Origin of the sequence: Pseudomonas anguilliseptica (assembly GCF_900105355.1) — a bacterium.
GTDB classification, from domain to species: domain Bacteria; phylum Pseudomonadota; class Gammaproteobacteria; order Pseudomonadales; family Pseudomonadaceae; genus Aquipseudomonas; species Aquipseudomonas anguilliseptica.
This window is the reverse complement of the sequence record NZ_FNSC01000001.1, coordinates 4917230-4935444: the sequence shown is the minus strand read 5'-3', so window position 1 is coordinate 4935444 and position 18215 is coordinate 4917230. Positions and strand designations below refer to the sequence as shown.

Below are 18215 nucleotides of genomic sequence, written 5' to 3'. Positions count from 1 at the left end.
GGCAGTCTAGGTGCCTATCTGCGTCCTTGTCTGTCTTAGGCGTCGCGGGTTTTGTCGCCAGGCTCTCGTCGGTAAGCGTCGGTGAATCAATCAGTGCGGCGCAGTTGTCGGGGTGTAACGCCGAGATGCCGCAACAGGGCGGCGCTAAAGGCACTTTGTGAGCTGTAGCCAACCCGTGCGGCGATCTCGCCAATCGCCAGGTTGCTGCCTTGCAGCAGCTGGCGCGCCAACTGCAGACGGCGGCTGCGTACGTAATCCATTGGCGTTTGCCCGGTTTCAGCGAGAAAGCGTGCATGAAAACGCGCAGCCGAGAGGCCGGCCAGGCGTGCCAGGTCGGCCACCTGCAGCGGGTGTGCGGCATGTTGATCAATGTATGCATCCAGCGCCGTTAGCGGCAGGCGACTGGTTACATGAGCGGGCAGTTCGCCATTGGCCAGGCTGGCCAACAGCAGAGCGGCGCCTTGCTGGGCAATTACCGGGTCGTTGATTGGGCTGGCGGCCAGCCAGCTGACCAACTGGCTCTGCGCGGGATTCAGGCTGACCGCGGCAGGTTTTTCCAGCAGACGGCGGGTGGCATCCAGATGCCGGCCCAGCTGTTGTTGCAGCCAGCCTTCACAGGGTACGTCGAGCACCAGGCAGTGACTGCCGTTCTTACTGCCACAGGCGTGCTGCGCATCGCTAGGCACCACGGCCAGGGTCTGACGTTTTACCTGGCTGCCTTGGCCGGCCACTTCGAACTCCAGCAGGCCGCTCAGGCCAAACACCAGCTGCGCATGGTCATGGCTGTGGCTGAGCAGTTCATGGCTGTAGTGGCGCAGCGAGAGCAGCGAGGACATGGTGGGCTCCTTGTTCGGTCAGCCAGTTTATACCCTTTAGAGGCTGTCACCGAATTGCCATGGCGCTGTCATGCACCTTTCATCCCGTCTGCGCAGACTCGAGCAAACCCCGCCGGAGGTCGTCCATGACCAGCGCTCAGCTCGCCAAGCCCAGCCGCAAGCAACGTGTCCGTACCCTGTGGATTTCCGATGTGCACCTGGGCACCCGGGATTGTCAGGCCGAACACCTGGCAGCGTTTCTCAAGCGCTACCAGACCGACAAGATTTACCTGGTCGGTGACATCATCGATGGCTGGAAGCTGCGCAGCGGGGTGTACTGGCCGCAGTCGCACAGCAACGTGATCCGCCGCCTGCTGACCATGAGCAAGCGCGGCACCGAGGTGATCTATGTCACCGGCAACCATGATGAATTTCTGCGCCGCTACTCCAGTCTGATGCTCGGCAATATCCAGTTGGTCGACGAGGCCGAGCACTTCACTGCCGATGGTCGCCGGCTGCTGGTAATTCACGGTGACCAGTTCGACGTGATTACCCGCTATCACCGCTGGCTGGCCTTTCTCGGCGATTCGGCCTACGAGTTCACCCTGACCCTCAATCGCTGGCTGAATTACTGGCGTAGCCGCTATGGCTATGGCTATTGGTCGCTGTCGGCGTACCTCAAGCACAAGGTCAAGACGGCGGTGAACTTTATCAGCGACTTTGAAGAAGCCATCGTCCACGAGTGTGCCAAGCGCGGCTTCAACGGCGTGGTCTGCGGGCATATCCATCACGCCGAGATTCGCCCGATGGGGGATGTCGAGTACATGAACTGCGGCGACTGGGTTGAGTCTTGCACCGCCTTGATCGAACATCTGGATGGCAGTATCGAACTGTATCGCCTGGCTGATGATCAGGCGCGCCAGCTGCAAGCAGCTCCCGTTGTGGCTGCCGAGCCGGCCCTGTGAGGATTCTGATCGTCTCCGACGCCTGGTCGCCGCAGGTCAATGGTGTGGTCACCAGCCTCCAGGCGCTGATCAGCGAACTGCGCGGCCTCGGCCATCAGGTCAAGTTGTTGTCGCCGGCGGACTTTCGCGCGCGGCCATGCCCCAGTTATCCGGAAATTCCCCTGGTATGGAACCTCTGGCGGGTTGGTCCGGCGATCCGTGCATTTCAGCCGGATTGCGTGCACCTGGCTACTGAAGGGCCATTGGGCTGGGCAGCACGGCGCTGGCTGAGCAAGCGCGGCCTGGCGTTTTCCAGCGCGATCCATACGCGTTTCCCCGAATATGTGTACACCCGCTGGCCCTGGATTCCACTGCGTTGGGGCTATGCCTTTCTGCGCGCATTTCACCGACCGAGCCAGGCGGTGCTGGTGACCACCGAGCGCATGCGTGAGGAGTTTGCCGGCTGGGACTTCAAGCGCCTGGTGCTGTGGCGTAAGGGGGTCGATACGCGGCTGTTCTGTCCGCCGCTGGCGCCGACAAACCTGGCTGAGCCGGTGTTTCTGTATGTCGGGCGGATTGCGCCGGAGAAGAATATCGAGGCGTTTCTTGCCCTCGATTTGCCGGGGCAGAAACTGGTGGTCGGCGATGGCCCGCAGCGCGAGGTACTGCAGGCGGCTTATCCGCAGGTGGGTTTTCTTGGCTATCAGCATGGTCAGGCGCTGGCCAAGGCGTTTCAGAACGCCAGTGTGCTGGTCTTCCCCTCGCGCACCGATACCTATGGTTTGGTGATGCTCGAGGCCCTGGCTTGCGGTACGCCAGTGGCGGCATTTCCAGTGGCCGGGCCGCTAGATGTGTTGCAGGGGGGTATCAGCGGGGTCATGCATGAGGACTTGCGTGCGGCCTGTGTGGCGGCCTTGAGCCTGGATCGCGGGCGTTGCGCCGAGTTGGCCGCGCGGCAATCCTGGCGAGCGTCGGCGCTGGAATTTCTGGCGCAGCAGCCGTTGCTCGATGGTGAGTTGTGCATGCCGGTTGTGCCGGACTTACGCGCAGTAGGGCGTGATCAAGCGCTTACATGATCACCTTGTCACGCAGCTTATCGGCTGCCTGACTGAGGGCCTGAATAACCTTTTCCTTGTCGAAGTTCTGGATACCGTTGGTGTCCAGGTACATGGAGAAGCCGGGTAGTTCGTGTTCGACGTAACTGGATGTGGCGCCCAGATCGCGGCGGAAGTCCACCACCTGGTAGATCTGCACGGGGCGGGTAAAGCCCTTGACGTTGATCTGACCCTTGTCGCGGCACATGATCACGTCCTTGATCAGCGAATAGGTCTCGTGAGAGATCAGGATCTCACCGGATTCAGCAGCGCTTTCCAGGCGGCTGGCGAGGTTCACGTCGCGGCCGATGATGGTGTAGTCCATGCGCGTATCGGCGCCGAAGTTGCCCACGGTGCAATAACCGGTGTTCAGCCCCATGCGGATTTCCAGCGGCTTGGTGATGCCCTGGGCACGCCATTGCTGGCGCAGTACCTTCATATGCTTGCGCATGGCGATGGCCATGGACACTGCATTGACCGCATCCTTCTTGGCGCCCTTGCTGCTGGGGTCGCCGAAGAACACCATCACGCAGTCACCGACAAATTTGTCGATGGTGCCGCCGTATTTCAGGCAGATCTTCGACATTTCATTGAGGTAGGTGTTGAGCAGGTCGGTCAGGGCTTCGGCTTCTAGTTCTTCGGCCAGCTCGGTAAAGCCCTTGATGTCTGAGAAAAACACCGTGAGCTTCTTGCGCTGGGTTTCCAGGCGCACGCTTTTCTTGCCGGTGAAGATCGATTCCCACACCTGTGGTGACAGGTACTTGGCCAGATTGCGCGCCAGACGTGCGGCTTTTTCCTGCTCGCGGGTGATCTCGTTGCGTACCTGACTCAGGCGCAGGCCCTGCTGGTGCACAAAGTAAGCGGTGATACAGATGTACAGGGTGGTAAAAAAGATGCTGACCAATGCCACCAATGGTGGGGTGTTGATGTTCAGCTTGACCTGGAGCAGCGCTGCACAGAATACCGTGCCACTCAGCGCAATCAACGATGCAAGGGCGAGGTGACGTAGGCCACCGATGACCAAGGAGCTGAACAGCAGAATCAGCAATGACATCAGGCTGGGAACCACCGAGAAACCAAGCAGGGCCAGTGCTCCCCCGGCATGCAGAGCGTCAATAAACAGCAGGCTGAGGGTGGTGCGTTGCGGATGCTCGCGTTTGAAACGCAGGCTCAGATGGTGTGCCAGGTGCGGGTAGAGCAGTGCGTAGGGCACCATCCAGAGAATGTCGTAACCGAAATGCTGGGTGTAAGTACCGGCGGCAATACTGGCAGCGATAGCGATATAGGCCAGGACGCGGGAGTAGTACTCACGCAGCGGCGGTGCCGGCAGTGCGGGAATTCGGGGGGCGCTTTTGACATTCATCCGATGGGACTATCCCTGCTGCTCGTCTGGCACCTCTGCTGGGCGCCTGGGAGCGCACCGTACTGGCTGCGCAAAATAAGCGAGGGATCATAACCAAGCCCACCACAACCGCCAAGCGCGGCAGCCGAACGGCAGCGCCACCTGAGCCAGCGGTCGCTCGAGGAGGGCTTTAAAACTTGATGCGTCCGGTAAAGGCATCCTTGAGCATCACCCAGTCGCCCATTAGCGAATAAAGCGGGTAGTCAAAGGTGGCGGGACGGTTTTTCTCGAAAACAAAGTGGCCGACCCAGGCAAAGCCATAACCAATCAGCGGTATCGCCAGCAGCCACAGCCACTGCTGAGTGGCCAGGACATAGCCCAGTACACAAAGCACCAGCAAACTGCCGACATAATGCAGGCGGCGGCAGGTGGCGTTGCTGTGCTCCTGCAGGTAATAGGGGTAGAACTCGGCGAAGCTGCTGTAGCGTTCGCGGGTTTCAGTGCTCATCGGGGCCTCCTCTTATTCTTTTGACCACCACCAGACTTGCGGCTATGGCGGCTTACTTGCAGTCTAGGTCGAGTGACGCGCTGGGCCACTGACATTAGGTGCCAGTTTAGTATCCTTCTGTCGCCCTTCAGACTCCCTAATAAGAACAGAACACGTCATGAGCGAACGTACCACTTCATCCAGTTGGGCCTCGGGCATTGTCGCGGCCCTGGAACTGGGCGGTGTTGATTGCCGCAGCCTGTTTGCCCAGCTGGGGCTCGACTATGCCGCCTTGAACGACTCTGATGCGCGCTTTGCTCAGGACGCCATGACCCGGCTCTGGCATCTGGCCGTGGAGGCCTCGGGCAATCCGGCCATTGGCCTGAACATGGCGAAGATCCTGCGGCCATCATCGTTCAACGTGGTGGGCTATGCGGTGATGAGCAGTCGTAACCTGCAGGAAGGCTTTGCCCGGCTGGTGCGTTATCAGCGGATCATCGGCGAGGGTGCCGATCTCAGTTTTCACCCCACCCCGGAAGGCTATGAAATGCTTCTGGCGATCCACGGTGATCGGCTGCCCTCGGCGCGGCAAAGCGCCGAGGCCTCGCTGGCGCACTCCCTGGCCTTCTGCCGCTGGCTGACCGGCAAACCGCTGCGCCCGCGGCTGGTCAGTCTGATGGGACCGGCTCCGGAGGACCTTGCGCCTTATGACGAAGTATTCCAGTGCCCGCTGAAATTCAACGCCGAGCACTATGCCTTGCTGTTCGAGCGGGCTGATCTGGATGCGCCATTACCGTCGGCCAATGAGGCATTGGCGCAGCTGCATGACCGTTTTGCCGGCGATTACCTGGCCCGCTTTTCCGGTACGCGGGTGACTCATCAGGTGCGCCAGGTGTTGTGCCGGTTGCTGCCCCAGGGCGAGCCCAAGCGTGAAACCGTGGCGCAGGCACTGCTGCTGTCCGAGCGTACTTTGCAACGGCGTTTGCAGGATGAAGGCACCAGCTACCAGCACCTGCTGGATGACACGCGCCGTGAGCTGGCTGGCCAATATCTGGGGCAGGCCAATCTGACTTTGCTGGAAATTTCCTATCTGCTGGGGTTTTCCGACCCGAGCAACTTCTTTCGCGCCTTTCGTCGCTGGTTTGACACCACGCCGGGCGAGTACCGGGCGCGGATGTAAAAACGTACTTAATGTCGCCAGAAGGCCGGCAACATCAGCACCAGCACGGTGAGGATTTCCAGGCGGCCGAGCAGCATGCCGAAGGTCAGCAGCCATTTGGCGGTGTCCGGCAGGCTGGAAAAGTTGCCCGCCGGCCCGATGATCGGGCCCATGCCGGGGCCTACGCCGGAAACGGTGCTGGCCGCGCCGCTGAGTGCGGTGATCCAGTCCAGGCCGCATAGGGTCAGACCCAGGGCCAGCACAGCGATGGTGATGGTGAAGAAGAACGAGAAGGTCAGGATCGAGCGGACGATGTCTTCATCCAGGTGATGGCGGTTGTACTGCTGCTTGATCACCGCGCGCGGGTGGATCAGTTGCATCAGGTTGGCCCTGAGCAGCACGTAGGCGACCTGGAAACGGAAAATCTTCAGCCCCCCTGCGGTTGAGCCCGAGCAACCGCCGATAAACCCCAGGTAGAAGAACAGCATGCCGGCAAAGCCGCCCCACAGCGTGTAATCACCAAGGGCAAAGCCGGTGGTGGTCATGATCGAGGTGGTGTTGAACGCCACGTGGCGAATAGCTTCGAGCCAATGCAGCTCGGTACTCAGGTAATACCAGGTGCCGAGCAGCAGCCAGGTGCTCAACAAAATGCCGAGAAAGCCACGTACCTGCTGGTCTCTGATCAATGCCTTGTAGTTGCCACGCAGCATTGAGGCATACAGCACGAACGGTACGCTGCCGAGAATCATCAGCACGATGGTGACCCAGTGCACCGCCGGCTCGGTCCATTTGCCCACCGATTGGTCCGAGGTGGAAAACCCGCCAGTGGCGATGGCCGACATGGTGTGGTTGATCGCGTCGAATACCCCCATGCCCGCCGTCCACAGGGCCAGGCAGCCGAGCAGGCTGATCCCCAAGTAGGCCGCGATCATGTACTTGGCGACCATGTGCGAGCGCGGCATGATCTTTTCGGAGCGGTCCGAGGATTCGGTCTGGAACAGGCGCATACCACCGATTCGCAGCATCGGCAGAATCGCCACGGCCATGGCGATAAAACCGATCCCGCCGAGCCAGTGCAGCAGCGAACGCCAGATCAGAATGCCCGGCGACATGCTGTCCAGCCCGGTCAGTACCGTGGCGCCGGTGGCGGTGATGCCTGACATGCTTTCAAACACCGCATCGGTCACGCCCAGGTGCTGGGAAAACATAAAGGGCAGGGCGGCGAACAGCCCCACCAGTATCCAGCTGGACACTGTCAGCAAATACATGTCGCGTGGACGCAGCTGCACATCCTTGGGGCGGCCCTGGGCAATCATCGCGATGCCCGCGATGCCCGCGATAAAGGTGATCAGGCTGGACCAGAGGAAGGCGTTGAGTTCGTCAGGTCGCGAAAACAGCATCAGGGTCAGCATGGGAACGGCCATGCTGATCGCCAGGGTCAGAAGAAAGATGCCATTGATAAACGCGATGATCCGTAAGGTCGGCCAAGCCATCTAAGCGGGTTCCGTTCCAGTAATAGCAAGAGTCTAGGGTGTCGGGCCGGGCTTGCGTGCTAATCGCCCGGCCAATAGGTTCTTAATGTCGCCAGAATGCCCGAGTTACCAACACCAGTACGGTGAGAATTTCCAGGCGACCAAGCAGCATGCCGATGGTCAGCAGCCATTTGGCCGCATCCGGCAGGCTGGAGAAGTTGCCCGCCGGGCCGATGATCGGGCCCAAACCGGGACCGACGTTACACACCGCTGTCGCTGCGCCGGTCAGCGCGGTTATCCAGTCCAGCCCAAGCAGGGTCAAACCGAGAGCGATCACGCCGATGGTGATGGTGAAGAAAAACGAAAAGGTGATCAGCGAGCGGACAATCTCTTCATCGAGGTTGTGATTGTTGTACTGCTGCTTGATCACTGCACGCGGGTGCACCAGTTGCTGCAGGTTGGCCCGCAACAGTACATAGGCCACCTGAAAGCGGAAAATTTTCAAGCCGCCGGAGGTGGAGCCCGAACAGCCGCCGACAAAGGTCAGGTAGAAGAACAGCAGTACGGCAAAACTGCCCCAGGTGCTGTAATCGCCCAAGGCATAGCCGGTGGTGGTGACCACCGAGGTGACATTCACCGCGACAATGCGAAACGCATCCAGCCAGCTGTTATCCGAGTGCAGCCACAGCCAGGTTCCAAACACCAGCCAGGTGGCCAGCAGAAAGCCGAGAAAGCCGCGTACCTGATGATCCTTGAACAGCGCTTTGCGGTTACCGCGCAGGGTCGCGACATACAGGGTGAAGGGCAGGCCGCCGAAAATCATCAGCACCACTGCCACCCAGTGCACGGCCGGTTGGTTCCAGTTGGCCAGCGATGAATCCGAGGTCGAGTAGCCGCCAGTGGAGATCGAAGTCATTGCATGATTGATGGCATCGAAGGGCGTCATGCCGGCCAGCCAGAAGCCGAGAAAGCCGCTCAGGGTCAGGCTCAGGTAAATAAACAGGATGTATTTGGCCGCCATGTGCGAGCGCGGCATGACCTTCTCGCCCCAGTCGGAGGATTCGGTCTGAAAAAGGCGCATGCCACCGACCCGCAGCAGCGGCAGAATCGCCACCGCCATGCCGATAAAGCCGATACCGCCCAGCCACTGCAGCATCGAACGCCAGATCAGCAGGCCGGGTGAGGCGTGATCCAGACCGGCCAGCACGGTTGAGCCCGTGGTGGTAACGCCGGACATGGTCTCGAAAAAGGCATCGGTGTAGCTGATATGGTGAATCAGCACCATCGGCAGGGCGGCGAAGATGCACACCACCAGCCAACTACCGGTGGTCAGCAGGTACATGTCACGCGGGCGCAGCTGCGCGTCCTTGGGGCGCCCGGGGATGACCATGGCGATGCCCGCAGCGGCGGTCACCAGGCTGGACCAGAGAAAGGCGTTGAGGTCGTCGGTGCGTGAATACAGCAGCAGCGTCAGCATGGGGATCAGCATGCTGACGGCCAGAGTGATCAGGAATATGCCGAGAATAAAAGCAATGATGCGCAGTGTCGGCAATGACATGGAGTCGGCTCGGGCTCTGTAGGGCAAAGGGGCGTTATTCTACGCGCGCTGTAGCCGCTGTACAGAGCGGCCACATTGCGTGCTTTACAAGCGCTTGGCGCTGCATAGAATAGCCGCCAGGTGCCGGCCCTTGCCGGTTTCTGAGTCTTCCATCATGTCCGATAGCAATCCTTGTCTGAGCTGTGGCGCCTGCTGCGCGCATTTTCGTGTGTCTTTCTTCTGGGGTGAGTGCCAATCGGCCGGTGGTTTGATGCCGGACGATCAGGTTGTGCTGATTACCCCGCATCGTGTTGCCATGCGTGGCACGGAAAGCAAACCCACGCGTTGTAACGCCCTTTTGGGGGAAGTTGGCCAGGGGGGCGCTCTACGTTGTATGAACAGCGCTCCAGCACCTGTCGCGAATTCGAGGCCTCCTGGGTCAATGGCGAGCACAATCCGCATTGCGATGCAGCCCGCAGTGCACACGGCTTGCCGCCGTTAATGCCGCCGGTGTTGCCGAGCGTTTCTCCCGAGCGGGTAGCCTGAGAAACTGTGTGGATTGCCCCTCAGCTGCGCGCAGGCACTAGAATGGCCACCTGTTTCAATTACCGAGGTGGCTGATGGACGCTCTTGATGCGTTGCTAAACCGTGTTTCCGCGCCGCGCCTGGTTGTGCCGGCCCCCGATGCTGCGCAGCGTGAGCTATTGTTTCGCGCCGCTCTGCGTGCGCCTGACCATGGCCAGTTGCGGCCCTGGCGTTTTCTTACGGTTGAAGGTGAAGCGCTGAAGCAGTTGGGCGAGCTGTTTGCCAGTGCATTACCTGCCGATGCCAGCCCTGAAGCCTTGGCCAAAGCGCGTGCCATGCCGTTGCGTGCGCCGTTGCTGGTGGTGGTTATTGCTCGTGTGCAGGCCAGTCCGAAAGTACCGGCGCAGGAGCAGGTGCTGGCGGCTGGCTGCGCCGCCCACGGCATTCTGCTGGCGGCCCATGCGCAAGGCATCGGTGCGGTCTGGCGCACCGGTGATATGGCTTACAACCCACAGGTTGCTGCCGGCCTGGGGCTGAGCGCAGATGAGCAGGTTATTGCTTATCTCTATCTCGGTACCCCGAAGCGCGAGTTGCGTGCGGTGCCGCAGGTTCAGGTCGATGATTTTGTCAGGGCCTGGTCGGCGCCTGATTCGGCTGAGTAAGCGGCAGGCGCAGGGTGGCGATAAAGCCACCTTGCGCATGGTTGCTCAGTTCCAGTTGCCCGCCATGCCGCTCTGCCGCGCGGCGGGCGATGGCCAGGCCCAGGCCATGACCACTGCTGGTCTGACCAGGCGCGCGGAAGAAGGGTTCGCCAAGCCGCGTCAGCAGCTCAGGCGCAGCCCCAGGGCCGTGGTCACGCACGCTCAGGCATAGCTGCTCGGCGCTTCTGCTGGCTGTCAATTCGATGGGCCGGCCAATCGGGTTGAAGCGCAGGGCGTTGCGCAACAGGTTGTCCATCGCGCGTTGCAACATGTCTGGCCAGCCGTTGAGCTGCAGGCCGCTTTCCAGCTGAATCTCAATCTGTTGCTCTGGGGCGTCAAGGCGCGCGTCGTCCTGCAATTTATGCAGCAGTTCGTCGAGGTTGATCGGCTGCGCTGCGCCCGGTTCGGCGTCGAGGCGGGCGAGGGCGAGGATTTCACTGATCAGCGCTTCCAGGCGGTCGCACTCCTGACTCAGGCGCGGCCAGTATTGTTCCCGTGCGGCAGCATCCGCGCGCTCGGTCAGCGCCAAAGCGATGCGCAGGCGCGCCAGTGGTGAACGCAGCTCATGGGACACGTCGCGTAATAGCTGACGTTGACTGCTGATCAAACCTTGTACGCGTTCGCCCATGCGGTTGAAGTCGGCCGCCAGTACGCTGAGCTCATCACGCCGCTCGGCCAGTTGTGCCAGGCTGTTCTGCTGGTAAGCGGTTTGCCCCAGGTCGTGCACGGCGCCGCGCAGGCGATTCAGCGGGCGGGTGATGGAGAGCGTCAGCCAGAGGCTGAACAGGGTCAGTACCAGCATGGCGATAGCCAGTGCGCTCAGCGGCCAGAGCAGGCTTTCGCGCTGCCACGCGGCGACTTCGGGGATCGGGATGCGGTAGATAAACAGATAGGTTTCGCCGCTGTGCGGGCTGGTGTAGTCGACACTCAGGCGGCGCCAGGGCAGGCGTTTCTCATTGCGATGGCGGGCCTCAAAGGCTGCTGCACGAGGAGGGAAGGTGCCTTTGACCACGGCTTGGCCGCTGTCGTCGAGTACCTGTACATCGATACGGAACTTGCGTTTTCGTTGCTCAAGCAAGGCTTGGGCGGAGCGTGGACCGTTCTTCTCATAACGCTGCGTCCACTTCTCGGCGAGGTCATCCATGCCAGGGTGCTGGCTGAGCAACCAGGCGTCCTGATTGAGCATGCGTCCAAGCAGCATTGACAACCCCGCTACCAGGGCAATAGCCAGCCAGAAGCTGGCAAAGATGCGCCAGAACAGTGACCGCACGATGGCTCCTTAGTCGTTGTGGTGGAAATGCATACGCCCATCAGGCTTTGCAGCCTGATGGGCGTAAAGGCAACAGTGCCCGAGTTAGTTCTTTTTCGCCTGTTCGGCCTGCCAGGCTTTGAACGCCTGGTGCTCGGCGCGGCGCTCTTCCATCTTCTTCTGGTGCTCGTCGAAGGCCTTCTGCTGCTCGGGCTTGAGCAGGGCGCGGATGGCGCTGTGCTGTTTGTCCTTGGCGGCCTGCAATTCGTCCTGCATGGCTTTCTGTTCTGCCGCCGGCAGCTTGTCTAGGTAGCGCTTGGTGATCTCATGGCGGCCTTTCATCTGCTCGCCCATCAGCTTACGGATTTCACGTTGCTGCTCTTTGCTCAGGTCGAGCTCTTTGAACATGCGGGAGCCGTGCTCGCCGCCGCCGTGCCGCGGGCCGCCTTCAGGCATGGCCATAGCCAGGGTCGGCAGGGTCAGGGCGAGCAGTACTGCGGTAAGGGTCTTGCGCATGGTGTGTCTCCTTGTCTGAAACCGGTAAACACCGGATGAGCCCAGTCTAGGGCGGTCAAGGTCAAGGGCCGTCAGGGCAAGGTAAAGCTTAGGTAAAGAGCTTGATGTGGCTGATATACACAACCACGGCTCAGACGCTGTAGTAGTAGCCGCGGCTACGCAGCGCGAGAATACGCTGGCGGCCATCGGTGTGCGGGCCGAGTTTTTTGCGCAGGTTACTGACATGCATATCCAGGCTGCGGTCATACAGGGTCAGTTTGCGGCCGAGGGCCAGTTGCGCCAGTTCCTGTTTATCCACCGGTTCGCCCGGATGTTGCAGCAAGGCTTCGAGGATGCGGCTTTCCGAGAGAGTCAGTAGCACTTCCTGTTCGCCAAGGGTCACGGTGCCGCGGGCCTGGCTGTAATGCAGGTCGCCGAGATCGAGCGGGCTGCTTGGACTGGCCGGCAGGCTGCGGCGCAAGACCGCGCGCAAGCGCGCGGTCAGCTCGCGAGGATCGCAAGGTTTGGCCAGGTAATCGTCGGCGCCCAGCTCCAGGCCGAGAATCCGATCCAGTGGTTCGCCGCGCGCTGAGAGCATCAGCACGGGCAGTTCCGGGTGGTCGCTGCGCAACTGTTTGAGCAGTTCCAGCCCGCTGCCATCGGGCAGCATCACGTCCAGCACCACGGCATCTGGGCTGTGCTTGGCGAGGACGCTGCGGGCGCTGTGGCCGTCATGGCAGGCGCTGACCTGAAAGCCTTCCTGGGTCAGCCAGCAGGTCAGTAGTTCGCAGAGTTCGACGTCGTCGTCGATTAACAGCAGGTCACTCATGGGTCAGTTGAGCCACTCGCTGCGTGAACGGCGGCCACGGCGCAGGAACGCGCCGATAATTACCCCGAGCAGGCCGGCTCCGGCGCCCGTGGCAAACCACATCTGCTGTTCGCTGATCAGTAGCTGAGGGGGGCTGGCCTGGGCTTTTTTCAGCTGCAGTTTGAGCCGCTGGTTTTCCTGGCGCAGGCGCTGCAACTGTACGGTGTCACGTTCGTTGCTGCTGTTCTGCAGCTCGGTGCTGAGGGCTGGGCGCTGTTCTTCGCTGAGCGCCAGTCGCTGCTCCAGTTCATCGATCTGCGTCTGCGCCGAAGTGGCTTCTGCCAATGGTTGCGGCGGGCTTTCCTCGGCCTGGGTGACGGCCGGCAAGCACAGGGTCAAGAGCAGAAACAGCGGGCCTGGACGCATCGGAACTCCTATCTTTGTAATTGTTGTTATGGGTTATTCAGCGAAGGGATTGGCTCAAGGCAAGACCAGTTTGAAAGGTTTTACCAGTACCGAGGCATATACCCCGGCGGCGCGGTAGGGGTCGGCATCGACCCACTGTTGCGCGGCCAGCAGCGATTCGAATTCCGCGACGATCAGGCTGCCGGAAAACCCCGCTGGGCCTGGATCATTGCTGTCGACTGCCGGGTGTGGGCCGGCGAGGATCAGGCGGCCTTCGCTTTTCAGCTGCTCCAGGCGTGCCAGGTGTACCGGGCGGGCATTCAGGCGGTTTTCCAAGGAGTTCTGCACATCGGTGGCAATGATTGCGTAAAGCATCTCAATCCTTAATTCGGTGGTTGGCGCGGACCAGCGCCAGGGGAGAAAAGCAGCCTGCTTAGGCAAAGTCGAGGAAATATCGGCGCAAGCCAGCAAGAATCCACATCTGGCGGCATAATAACAAACATAAATGACTCGGAAAGCGCCCCTTATGGATGTTGATTTGCATTGCCACAGCACCGCTTCAGATGGCGCCCTTGCGCCGGCTGTGGTGGTGGCGCGGGCGTTTGAGCGCGGTGTGCGTTTGCTGGCATTGACCGATCACGACACCCTTGATGGCCTTGACGAAGCGGGCGCTGCAGCGCAAGCGTTGGGTATGCAGTTGGTCAACGGTATCGAACTGTCCTGCACCTGGGGCGGCGCGACCATTCACGTGCTGGGCTACGCCTTCAATCGCGATGCGCCGGCCCTGCAGCAGGCCATTGCCGAGCTGCACGAGGGGCGCTGGTTGCGCGCTGCGGAAATCGCCAAGCGTCTGGAGGCCAAAGGCATGCCGGGCGCGCTCGAAGGCGCGCGGGCCATGCAGCAGGAACTGGGCGACAGCGGCAATGCTCCGGCGCGCCCGCACTTCGCTGACTTTCTGGTGCGCAGCGGATATGTAAAGGATCGCGCCGAAGCGTTCCGCAAGTGGCTGGGCTCGGGCAAGCTGGGCGATGTCAAACAGCACTGGCCGGAGCTGGCTCAAGCAGTCGATACCCTGCGTCGCGCCAATGCCTGGGTCAGTCTGGCGCATCCCTGGCAGTACGACTTTACTCGGAGTAAACGACGCAAGTTGATCGCCGATTTTGTCGGTGCCGGCGGGCATTCGCTGGAAGTGGTCAACGGTATGCAGCCGGCCGAACAGGTTGGCAGTTTGGCGATTCTGGCGAGGGAATTCGGCATGTTCGTCACCGCAGGCAGTGATTTCCACGCGCCAGGCCAGTGGTCTGAGCTGGGCGTCTATCGCCCGGTGCCCGAGGATCTACCGCCCCTGTGGGCACGGTTTCAACATGTCCAGCAGCCTACTGCAATTTGACCAGGGACCAAGCGTGAGCCAATTCTTCCAGATTCATCCGGAAAACCCGCAAGCGCGCCTTATCAAGCAGGCCGTGGAGATCATCCGCAGCGGCGGCGTGGTGATCTATCCGACTGACTCCTCCTATGCCGTGGGCTGCCATATCGGCGACAAGAGCGCGGTAGAGCGTATTCGCCGCCTGCGCCAACTGGACGACAAACACAATTTCACCCTGGTATGCCGCGACCTGTCGCAGCTCAGCACCTTTGCCAAGGTCGATACCGCCGCCTTCCGCCTGCTCAAGAGTCACACGCCGGGACCTTACACCTTTATCCTCAACGCCACTCGTGAGGTGCCGCGCATGCTGCTGCATGCCAAGCGTCGCACCATTGGCCTGCGCGTGCCCAGCCATCCGATCGCCATGGCCTTGTTGGCCGAGCTGGATGAGCCGTTGATGAGCGTGACCTTGATTCTGCCGGGTGACACGCTGCCGATGAGCGACCCTTACGAGATGCGTCAGATCCTTGAGCATCAGGTCGATCTGATCATCGATGGCGGTTTCGGCGGGCTGGAGGCTTCCACCGTGGTCAGCCTGACCGACGATGAGCCCGAGGTGATTCGGGTGGGTTGCGGTGATCCGTCGCCTTTTACGGATGACCTTTGAGCCTGGCTATATATAATCGGGCTCTTTCGATTATTCAGGTAATCCGTTTTGAGTCTTGTTGACGCTGAACGCCGCGTGCTGTCTGGCATGCGCCCGAGTGGTCTGCTGCACCTGGGGCACTATCAGGGCGTGCTGAAGAACTGGGTGAAGCTGCAACACACCTATGAATGCTTCTTCTGCATCGTTGATTTACATGCACTGACCACTGATTACGACGATGTCGGCCCGCTGTCCCAGCGCGTCATGGACATGGCGGTGGACTGGCTGGCTGCCGGGGTCAGCCCCAGCTCGGCGACGCTGTTTATTCAGTCACAAGTCCCTGAACACGCCGAATTGCACCTGCTGCTGTCGATGATCTGTCCGCTCAGCTGGCTGGAGCGCGTGCCGTCTTATAAAGAACAGCAGGAGCAGCTGCACGGCAAGGATCTGAGCACCTTCGGTTTTCTTGGTTATCCCTTGCTGCAGGCGGCGGACATTCTGCTGTACCGCGCCGGCGTGGTGCCGGTCGGCAGCGACCAGCTGGCGCATATCGAGTTTGCCCGGGATGTGGCACGGCGCTTCAACCACTTGTATGGGCGCGAGCCAGGCTTTGAGGAAAAGGCCGAGGCGGCGATCATCAAGCTGGGCAAGAAAACCGCGACGCTCTACAACAACCTGCGCAGGGCCTATCAGGAGCAGGGCGACGCTGAAGCGCTGGAAACCGCGCGGGCACTGCTCAAGGACCAGCAGAGCATTACCCTGGGGGACAAGGAGCGCCTCTACGGCTATCTGGAAGGCGGCGGCAAGATTCTGCTGATCGAGCCGCAGGCCATGCTCGGCGAGTCGCCCAAACTGCTCGGGCTCGACGGCGGCAAGATGTCCAAATCCAATAACAATGCGATTTTCCTGCGTGACAGCGGTTCGGCGATCGAGGAGAAGATCCGCCGCATGCCGACTGATCCGGCGCGGGTGCATCGTGATGATCCGGGCAGCCCGGGGAATTGCCCGGTGTGGTCGTTGCATCAGCTGTATTCCAGCAATGCAACCTGCGACTGGGCACAGCAAGGCTGTCGCAGCGCCGGCATCGGCTGCCTGGAGTGCAAGGCACCCTTGGTCGAGGCGCTGCAGCAGGAACTGCAACCGCTGCAGGCGCGTGCTGCGGATTATCAGGACAATCCTGATCTGGTCCGGCAGATTCTCGCCGATGGCGCCGAGCGCGCGCGATCTGAAGCGCGGGAAACCTTGAGTGAAGTGCGCCTGGCCCTCGGTCTGAATTACCGCTGAACCTAACGCTGAATCTAATTTCGAGAGTGACCATGTCCAGCGTGCCAGCCCAGGAACACCCCGATAGCCATCCCCAGGATCAGGCCAATGCGCAGCAGGAGCTGCCATTTGCGCTGGTGTATGGCCAGGCTGTCACCGAAATGCCGCTGGATCTGTATATCCCGCCGGATGCCCTGGAAGTGTTTCTCGAAGCCTTCGAAGGCCCGCTGGACCTGCTGCTGTACCTGATTCGCAAGCAGAACATCGACGTGCTGGACATCCCGGTGGCGGAAATCACCCGCCAGTACATGGGTTATGTCGAACTGATGCAGTCGGTGCGTCTGGAGCTGGCGGCCGAGTACCTGGTGATGGCCGCCATGCTCGCCGAGATCAAGTCGCGCATGCTGCTGCCGCGCTCCAGTGAGGCGGAAGCCGAGGAAGGCGACCCGCGCGCCGAGCTGATTCGCCGTCTGCAGGAATACGAGCGTTACAAGGCCGCAGCGGAAGGTATCGATGGCCTTAGCCGGGTTGGCCGTGATGTCACGGTGCCGCGCCTGGACGCACCCGAAGCGCGGGCACGCAAGCTGCTGCCGGATGTCAGTCTGGAAGAAGTGCTGCTGTCGATGGCTGAGGTGCTGCGCCGCGCCGATATGTTTGAAAGCCACCAGGTCACCCGTGAGGCGCTGTCGACCCGTGAGCGCATGAGCGAAGTGCTCGAACGCCTCAAGGGTGGCGCGTTTGTGCCATTTGTCAGCCTGTTCAGTCCTGAAGAAGGCAAACTCGGCGTGGTGGTGACCTTTATGGCAGTGCTGGAGTTGATCAAGGAATCCCTGGTTGAACTGGTGCAGAATGAGGCCTTTGGGCCAATCCATGTGCGTGCGCGGGCTGAATAAGCATGAACCTTAACGAACCTCGTGAGCTGGCCAGCCTGCTCGAAGCTTTTCTGCTGGCCTCCGGTAAACCGCAATCGCTGGAGCGTCTGTTCGAGCTATTTGAAGAGGCCGAGCGGCCGGAGCCGGCGGTGTTCAAGAAGGCGTTGGCGCACCTGGGCAAGTCCTGTGAAGGGCGCGCCTTCGAGCTTATCGAGGTGGCGTCCGGTTACCGCCTGCAAGTGCGTGAGAAATTTGCGCCTTGGGTGGGTCGCCTATGGGAGGAGCGCCCGCAACGCTATTCGCGCGCCATGCTGGAAACCCTGGCGCTGATTGCCTATCGCCAGCCGATTACCCGTGGCGAGATCGAAGATGTGCGCGGTGTGGCGGTCAACAGTCATATCGTCAAAACCCTGCTGGAGCGCGAGTGGATTCGCGTGGTCGGTTATCGCGATGTGCCGGGCAAGCCGGCGATGTTCGCCACCACCAAGGCTTTTCTCGATCACTTCAACCTGAAAAGCCTCGACGAATTACCGCCGCTGGCCGCCCTGCGCGAGCTGGAACCTGAGCCGGCCTTGGCGTTTGAAGAGGATCTGGAGGCGCCGCAGAGCCTGCAAGCACGTGCCGATCTGGCCCTGGCCGATGAGCCAGCGGTGGAGGTCAGTGAGGAAACCAGCTTCAGCAGCCTGCTGGCTGAACTCGATTCGATGGAGCAGGGTCTGAAGACCGACTTCGACGATTTGCCCGAACAGGACGATGAGCGTGGCGATGCCGATGAGCCTCACGCAACTCTGGATAAAGAACAACTGCCTGACTAAAGAGCAGGTCGCATCAGTTAAAGCGCCAGTGCAGTGAAAGATCCCTGCATCAAACTGTGCAAGTTCGAGCGCGATATCTGCCTGGGTTGTGGGCGTAGCAAGGTCGAGATCAAGGCCTGGAAGAAGCTCGACAAGGCTGCGCGGCGTGCCGTGCTGGCTGAAGCCGATATGCGTTTGCTGAGTTTGGCGACCATCGGTCGGCGCAAAGGCTGACGGCCAC

General features: G+C 60.9%; 20 protein-coding genes and 1 pseudogene. 11 read left to right on the top strand and 10 right to left on the bottom strand.

The annotated features are described in order from the left end of the window. Positions 1-86: 86 nt before the first annotated feature. Positions 87-836 (bottom strand): AraC family transcriptional regulator, encoded by a 750-nt coding sequence (locus BLW24_RS24055; protein ID WP_090387522.1) that lies wholly within the window; start codon positions 834-836, stop codon positions 87-89. Between the two features lie 125 nt (positions 837-961). Between BLW24_RS24055 and BLW24_RS24050 the strand changes: the two genes are divergently transcribed. Together BLW24_RS24050 and BLW24_RS24045 are read left to right on the top strand one after the other, a co-directional pair. After that, positions 962-1780, top strand: coding sequence for a UDP-2,3-diacylglucosamine diphosphatase (locus BLW24_RS24050; RefSeq protein WP_090387521.1), 819 nt, complete (start codon positions 962-964; stop codon positions 1778-1780). Then, positions 1777-2835, top strand: coding sequence for a glycosyltransferase family 4 protein (locus BLW24_RS24045; protein ID WP_090387520.1), 1059 nt, complete (start codon positions 1777-1779; stop codon positions 2833-2835). The genes BLW24_RS24050 and BLW24_RS24045 overlap by 4 nt, the downstream gene beginning before the upstream one ends. On the opposite strand, the gene BLW24_RS24040 is transcribed toward BLW24_RS24045, so the two are convergent. Together BLW24_RS24040 and BLW24_RS24035 are read right to left on the bottom strand one after the other, a co-directional pair. Further along, the gene (locus BLW24_RS24040) at positions 2828-4216 is read right to left on the bottom strand and encodes an adenylate/guanylate cyclase domain-containing protein (protein WP_090387519.1); all 1389 of its coding nucleotides are present in this window, start codon (positions 4214-4216) and stop codon (positions 2828-2830) included. The genes BLW24_RS24045 and BLW24_RS24040 overlap by 8 nt on opposite strands. A 169-nt stretch (positions 4217-4385) precedes the next feature. Continuing rightward, positions 4386-4703, bottom strand: coding sequence for an Mpo1-like protein (locus BLW24_RS24035; RefSeq protein ID WP_090387518.1), 318 nt, complete (start codon positions 4701-4703; stop codon positions 4386-4388). A 157-nt stretch (positions 4704-4860) separates the two neighbouring features. On the opposite strand from BLW24_RS24035, the gene BLW24_RS24030 reads away from it, so the two are divergent. Further along, a complete protein-coding gene (locus tag BLW24_RS24030; protein ID WP_090387517.1) occupies positions 4861-5862 on the top strand; it encodes an AraC family transcriptional regulator in 1002 nt (333 codons plus the stop codon). An 8-nt stretch (positions 5863-5870) separates the two neighbouring features. Here the strand turns inward: BLW24_RS24030 and BLW24_RS24025 are convergent, their stop codons facing one another. Together BLW24_RS24025 and BLW24_RS24020 are read right to left on the bottom strand one after the other, a co-directional pair. Then, positions 5871-7334 (bottom strand): TrkH family potassium uptake protein, encoded by a 1464-nt coding sequence (locus tag BLW24_RS24025; RefSeq protein ID WP_090387516.1) that lies wholly within the window; start codon positions 7332-7334, stop codon positions 5871-5873. An 82-nt stretch (positions 7335-7416) separates the two neighbouring features. Continuing rightward, positions 7417-8871: a TrkH family potassium uptake protein gene (locus tag BLW24_RS24020; RefSeq protein ID WP_090387515.1), complete on the bottom strand. Its 1455-nt coding sequence runs from the start codon at positions 8869-8871 to the stop codon at positions 7417-7419. Between the two features lie 154 nt (positions 8872-9025). On the opposite strand from BLW24_RS24020, the pseudogene BLW24_RS26725 reads away from it, so the two are divergent. Together BLW24_RS26725 and BLW24_RS24010 are read left to right on the top strand one after the other, a co-directional pair. Continuing rightward, positions 9026-9396: pseudogene (locus tag BLW24_RS26725) on the top strand (YkgJ family cysteine cluster protein). A 74-nt stretch (positions 9397-9470) separates the two neighbouring features. Further along, positions 9471-10037: a nitroreductase family protein gene (locus tag BLW24_RS24010; protein ID WP_090387514.1), complete on the top strand. Its 567-nt coding sequence runs from the start codon at positions 9471-9473 to the stop codon at positions 10035-10037. On the opposite strand, the gene BLW24_RS24005 is transcribed toward BLW24_RS24010, so the two are convergent. The 5 genes from BLW24_RS24005 to BLW24_RS23985 all read right to left on the bottom strand — a co-directional run bounded on the left by BLW24_RS24005 (position 10003) and on the right by BLW24_RS23985 (position 13408). Continuing rightward, positions 10003-11346, bottom strand: a complete 1344-nt coding sequence (locus BLW24_RS24005) for a sensor histidine kinase (protein ID WP_090387513.1) — start codon at positions 11344-11346, stop codon at positions 10003-10005. The genes BLW24_RS24010 and BLW24_RS24005 overlap by 35 nt on opposite strands. A gap of 84 nt (positions 11347-11430) precedes the next feature. After that, complete coding sequence (locus tag BLW24_RS24000) at positions 11431-11841, bottom strand: Spy/CpxP family protein refolding chaperone (RefSeq protein WP_090387512.1); 411 nt, start codon at positions 11839-11841, stop codon at positions 11431-11433. A gap of 130 nt (positions 11842-11971) precedes the next feature. Beyond that, entirely contained in the window at positions 11972-12649 is a 678-nt protein-coding gene (locus tag BLW24_RS23995; RefSeq protein ID WP_090387511.1) for a response regulator transcription factor, read from the bottom strand. A gap of 3 nt (positions 12650-12652) precedes the next feature. Then, positions 12653-13054 (bottom strand): SH3 domain-containing protein, encoded by a 402-nt coding sequence (locus BLW24_RS23990; protein WP_090387510.1) that lies wholly within the window; start codon positions 13052-13054, stop codon positions 12653-12655. Positions 13055-13108: 54 nt separating this feature from the next. After that, entirely contained in the window at positions 13109-13408 is a 300-nt protein-coding gene (locus tag BLW24_RS23985; protein ID WP_090387509.1) for a YciI family protein, read from the bottom strand. A gap of 151 nt (positions 13409-13559) precedes the next feature. Here BLW24_RS23985 and BLW24_RS23980 point away from each other — a divergent pair, with 151 nt between their 5' ends. From BLW24_RS23980 to BLW24_RS23955, 6 genes are all read left to right on the top strand, one after another. Beyond that, positions 13560-14423: a PHP domain-containing protein gene (locus tag BLW24_RS23980; protein WP_090387508.1), complete on the top strand. Its 864-nt coding sequence runs from the start codon at positions 13560-13562 to the stop codon at positions 14421-14423. Positions 14424-14436: 13 nt separating this feature from the next. Beyond that, positions 14437-15066: an L-threonylcarbamoyladenylate synthase gene (locus tag BLW24_RS23975; protein WP_090387865.1), complete on the top strand. Its 630-nt coding sequence runs from the start codon at positions 14437-14439 to the stop codon at positions 15064-15066. 48 nt (positions 15067-15114) lie between these two features. Then, positions 15115-16329: a tryptophan--tRNA ligase gene (locus BLW24_RS23970; protein ID WP_090387507.1), complete on the top strand. Its 1215-nt coding sequence runs from the start codon at positions 15115-15117 to the stop codon at positions 16327-16329. Between the two features lie 173 nt (positions 16330-16502). Then, a complete protein-coding gene (locus BLW24_RS23965) occupies positions 16503-17201 on the top strand; it encodes a segregation and condensation protein A (RefSeq protein ID WP_167360456.1) in 699 nt (232 codons plus the stop codon). Positions 17202-17203: 2 nt separating this feature from the next. Further along, complete coding sequence (gene scpB, locus BLW24_RS23960) at positions 17204-17995, top strand: SMC-Scp complex subunit ScpB (protein WP_090387505.1); 792 nt, start codon at positions 17204-17206, stop codon at positions 17993-17995. 33 nt (positions 17996-18028) lie between these two features. After that, positions 18029-18208 (top strand): DUF1289 domain-containing protein, encoded by a 180-nt coding sequence (locus BLW24_RS23955; RefSeq protein WP_090387504.1) that lies wholly within the window; start codon positions 18029-18031, stop codon positions 18206-18208. Positions 18209-18215 lie beyond the last annotated feature (7 nt).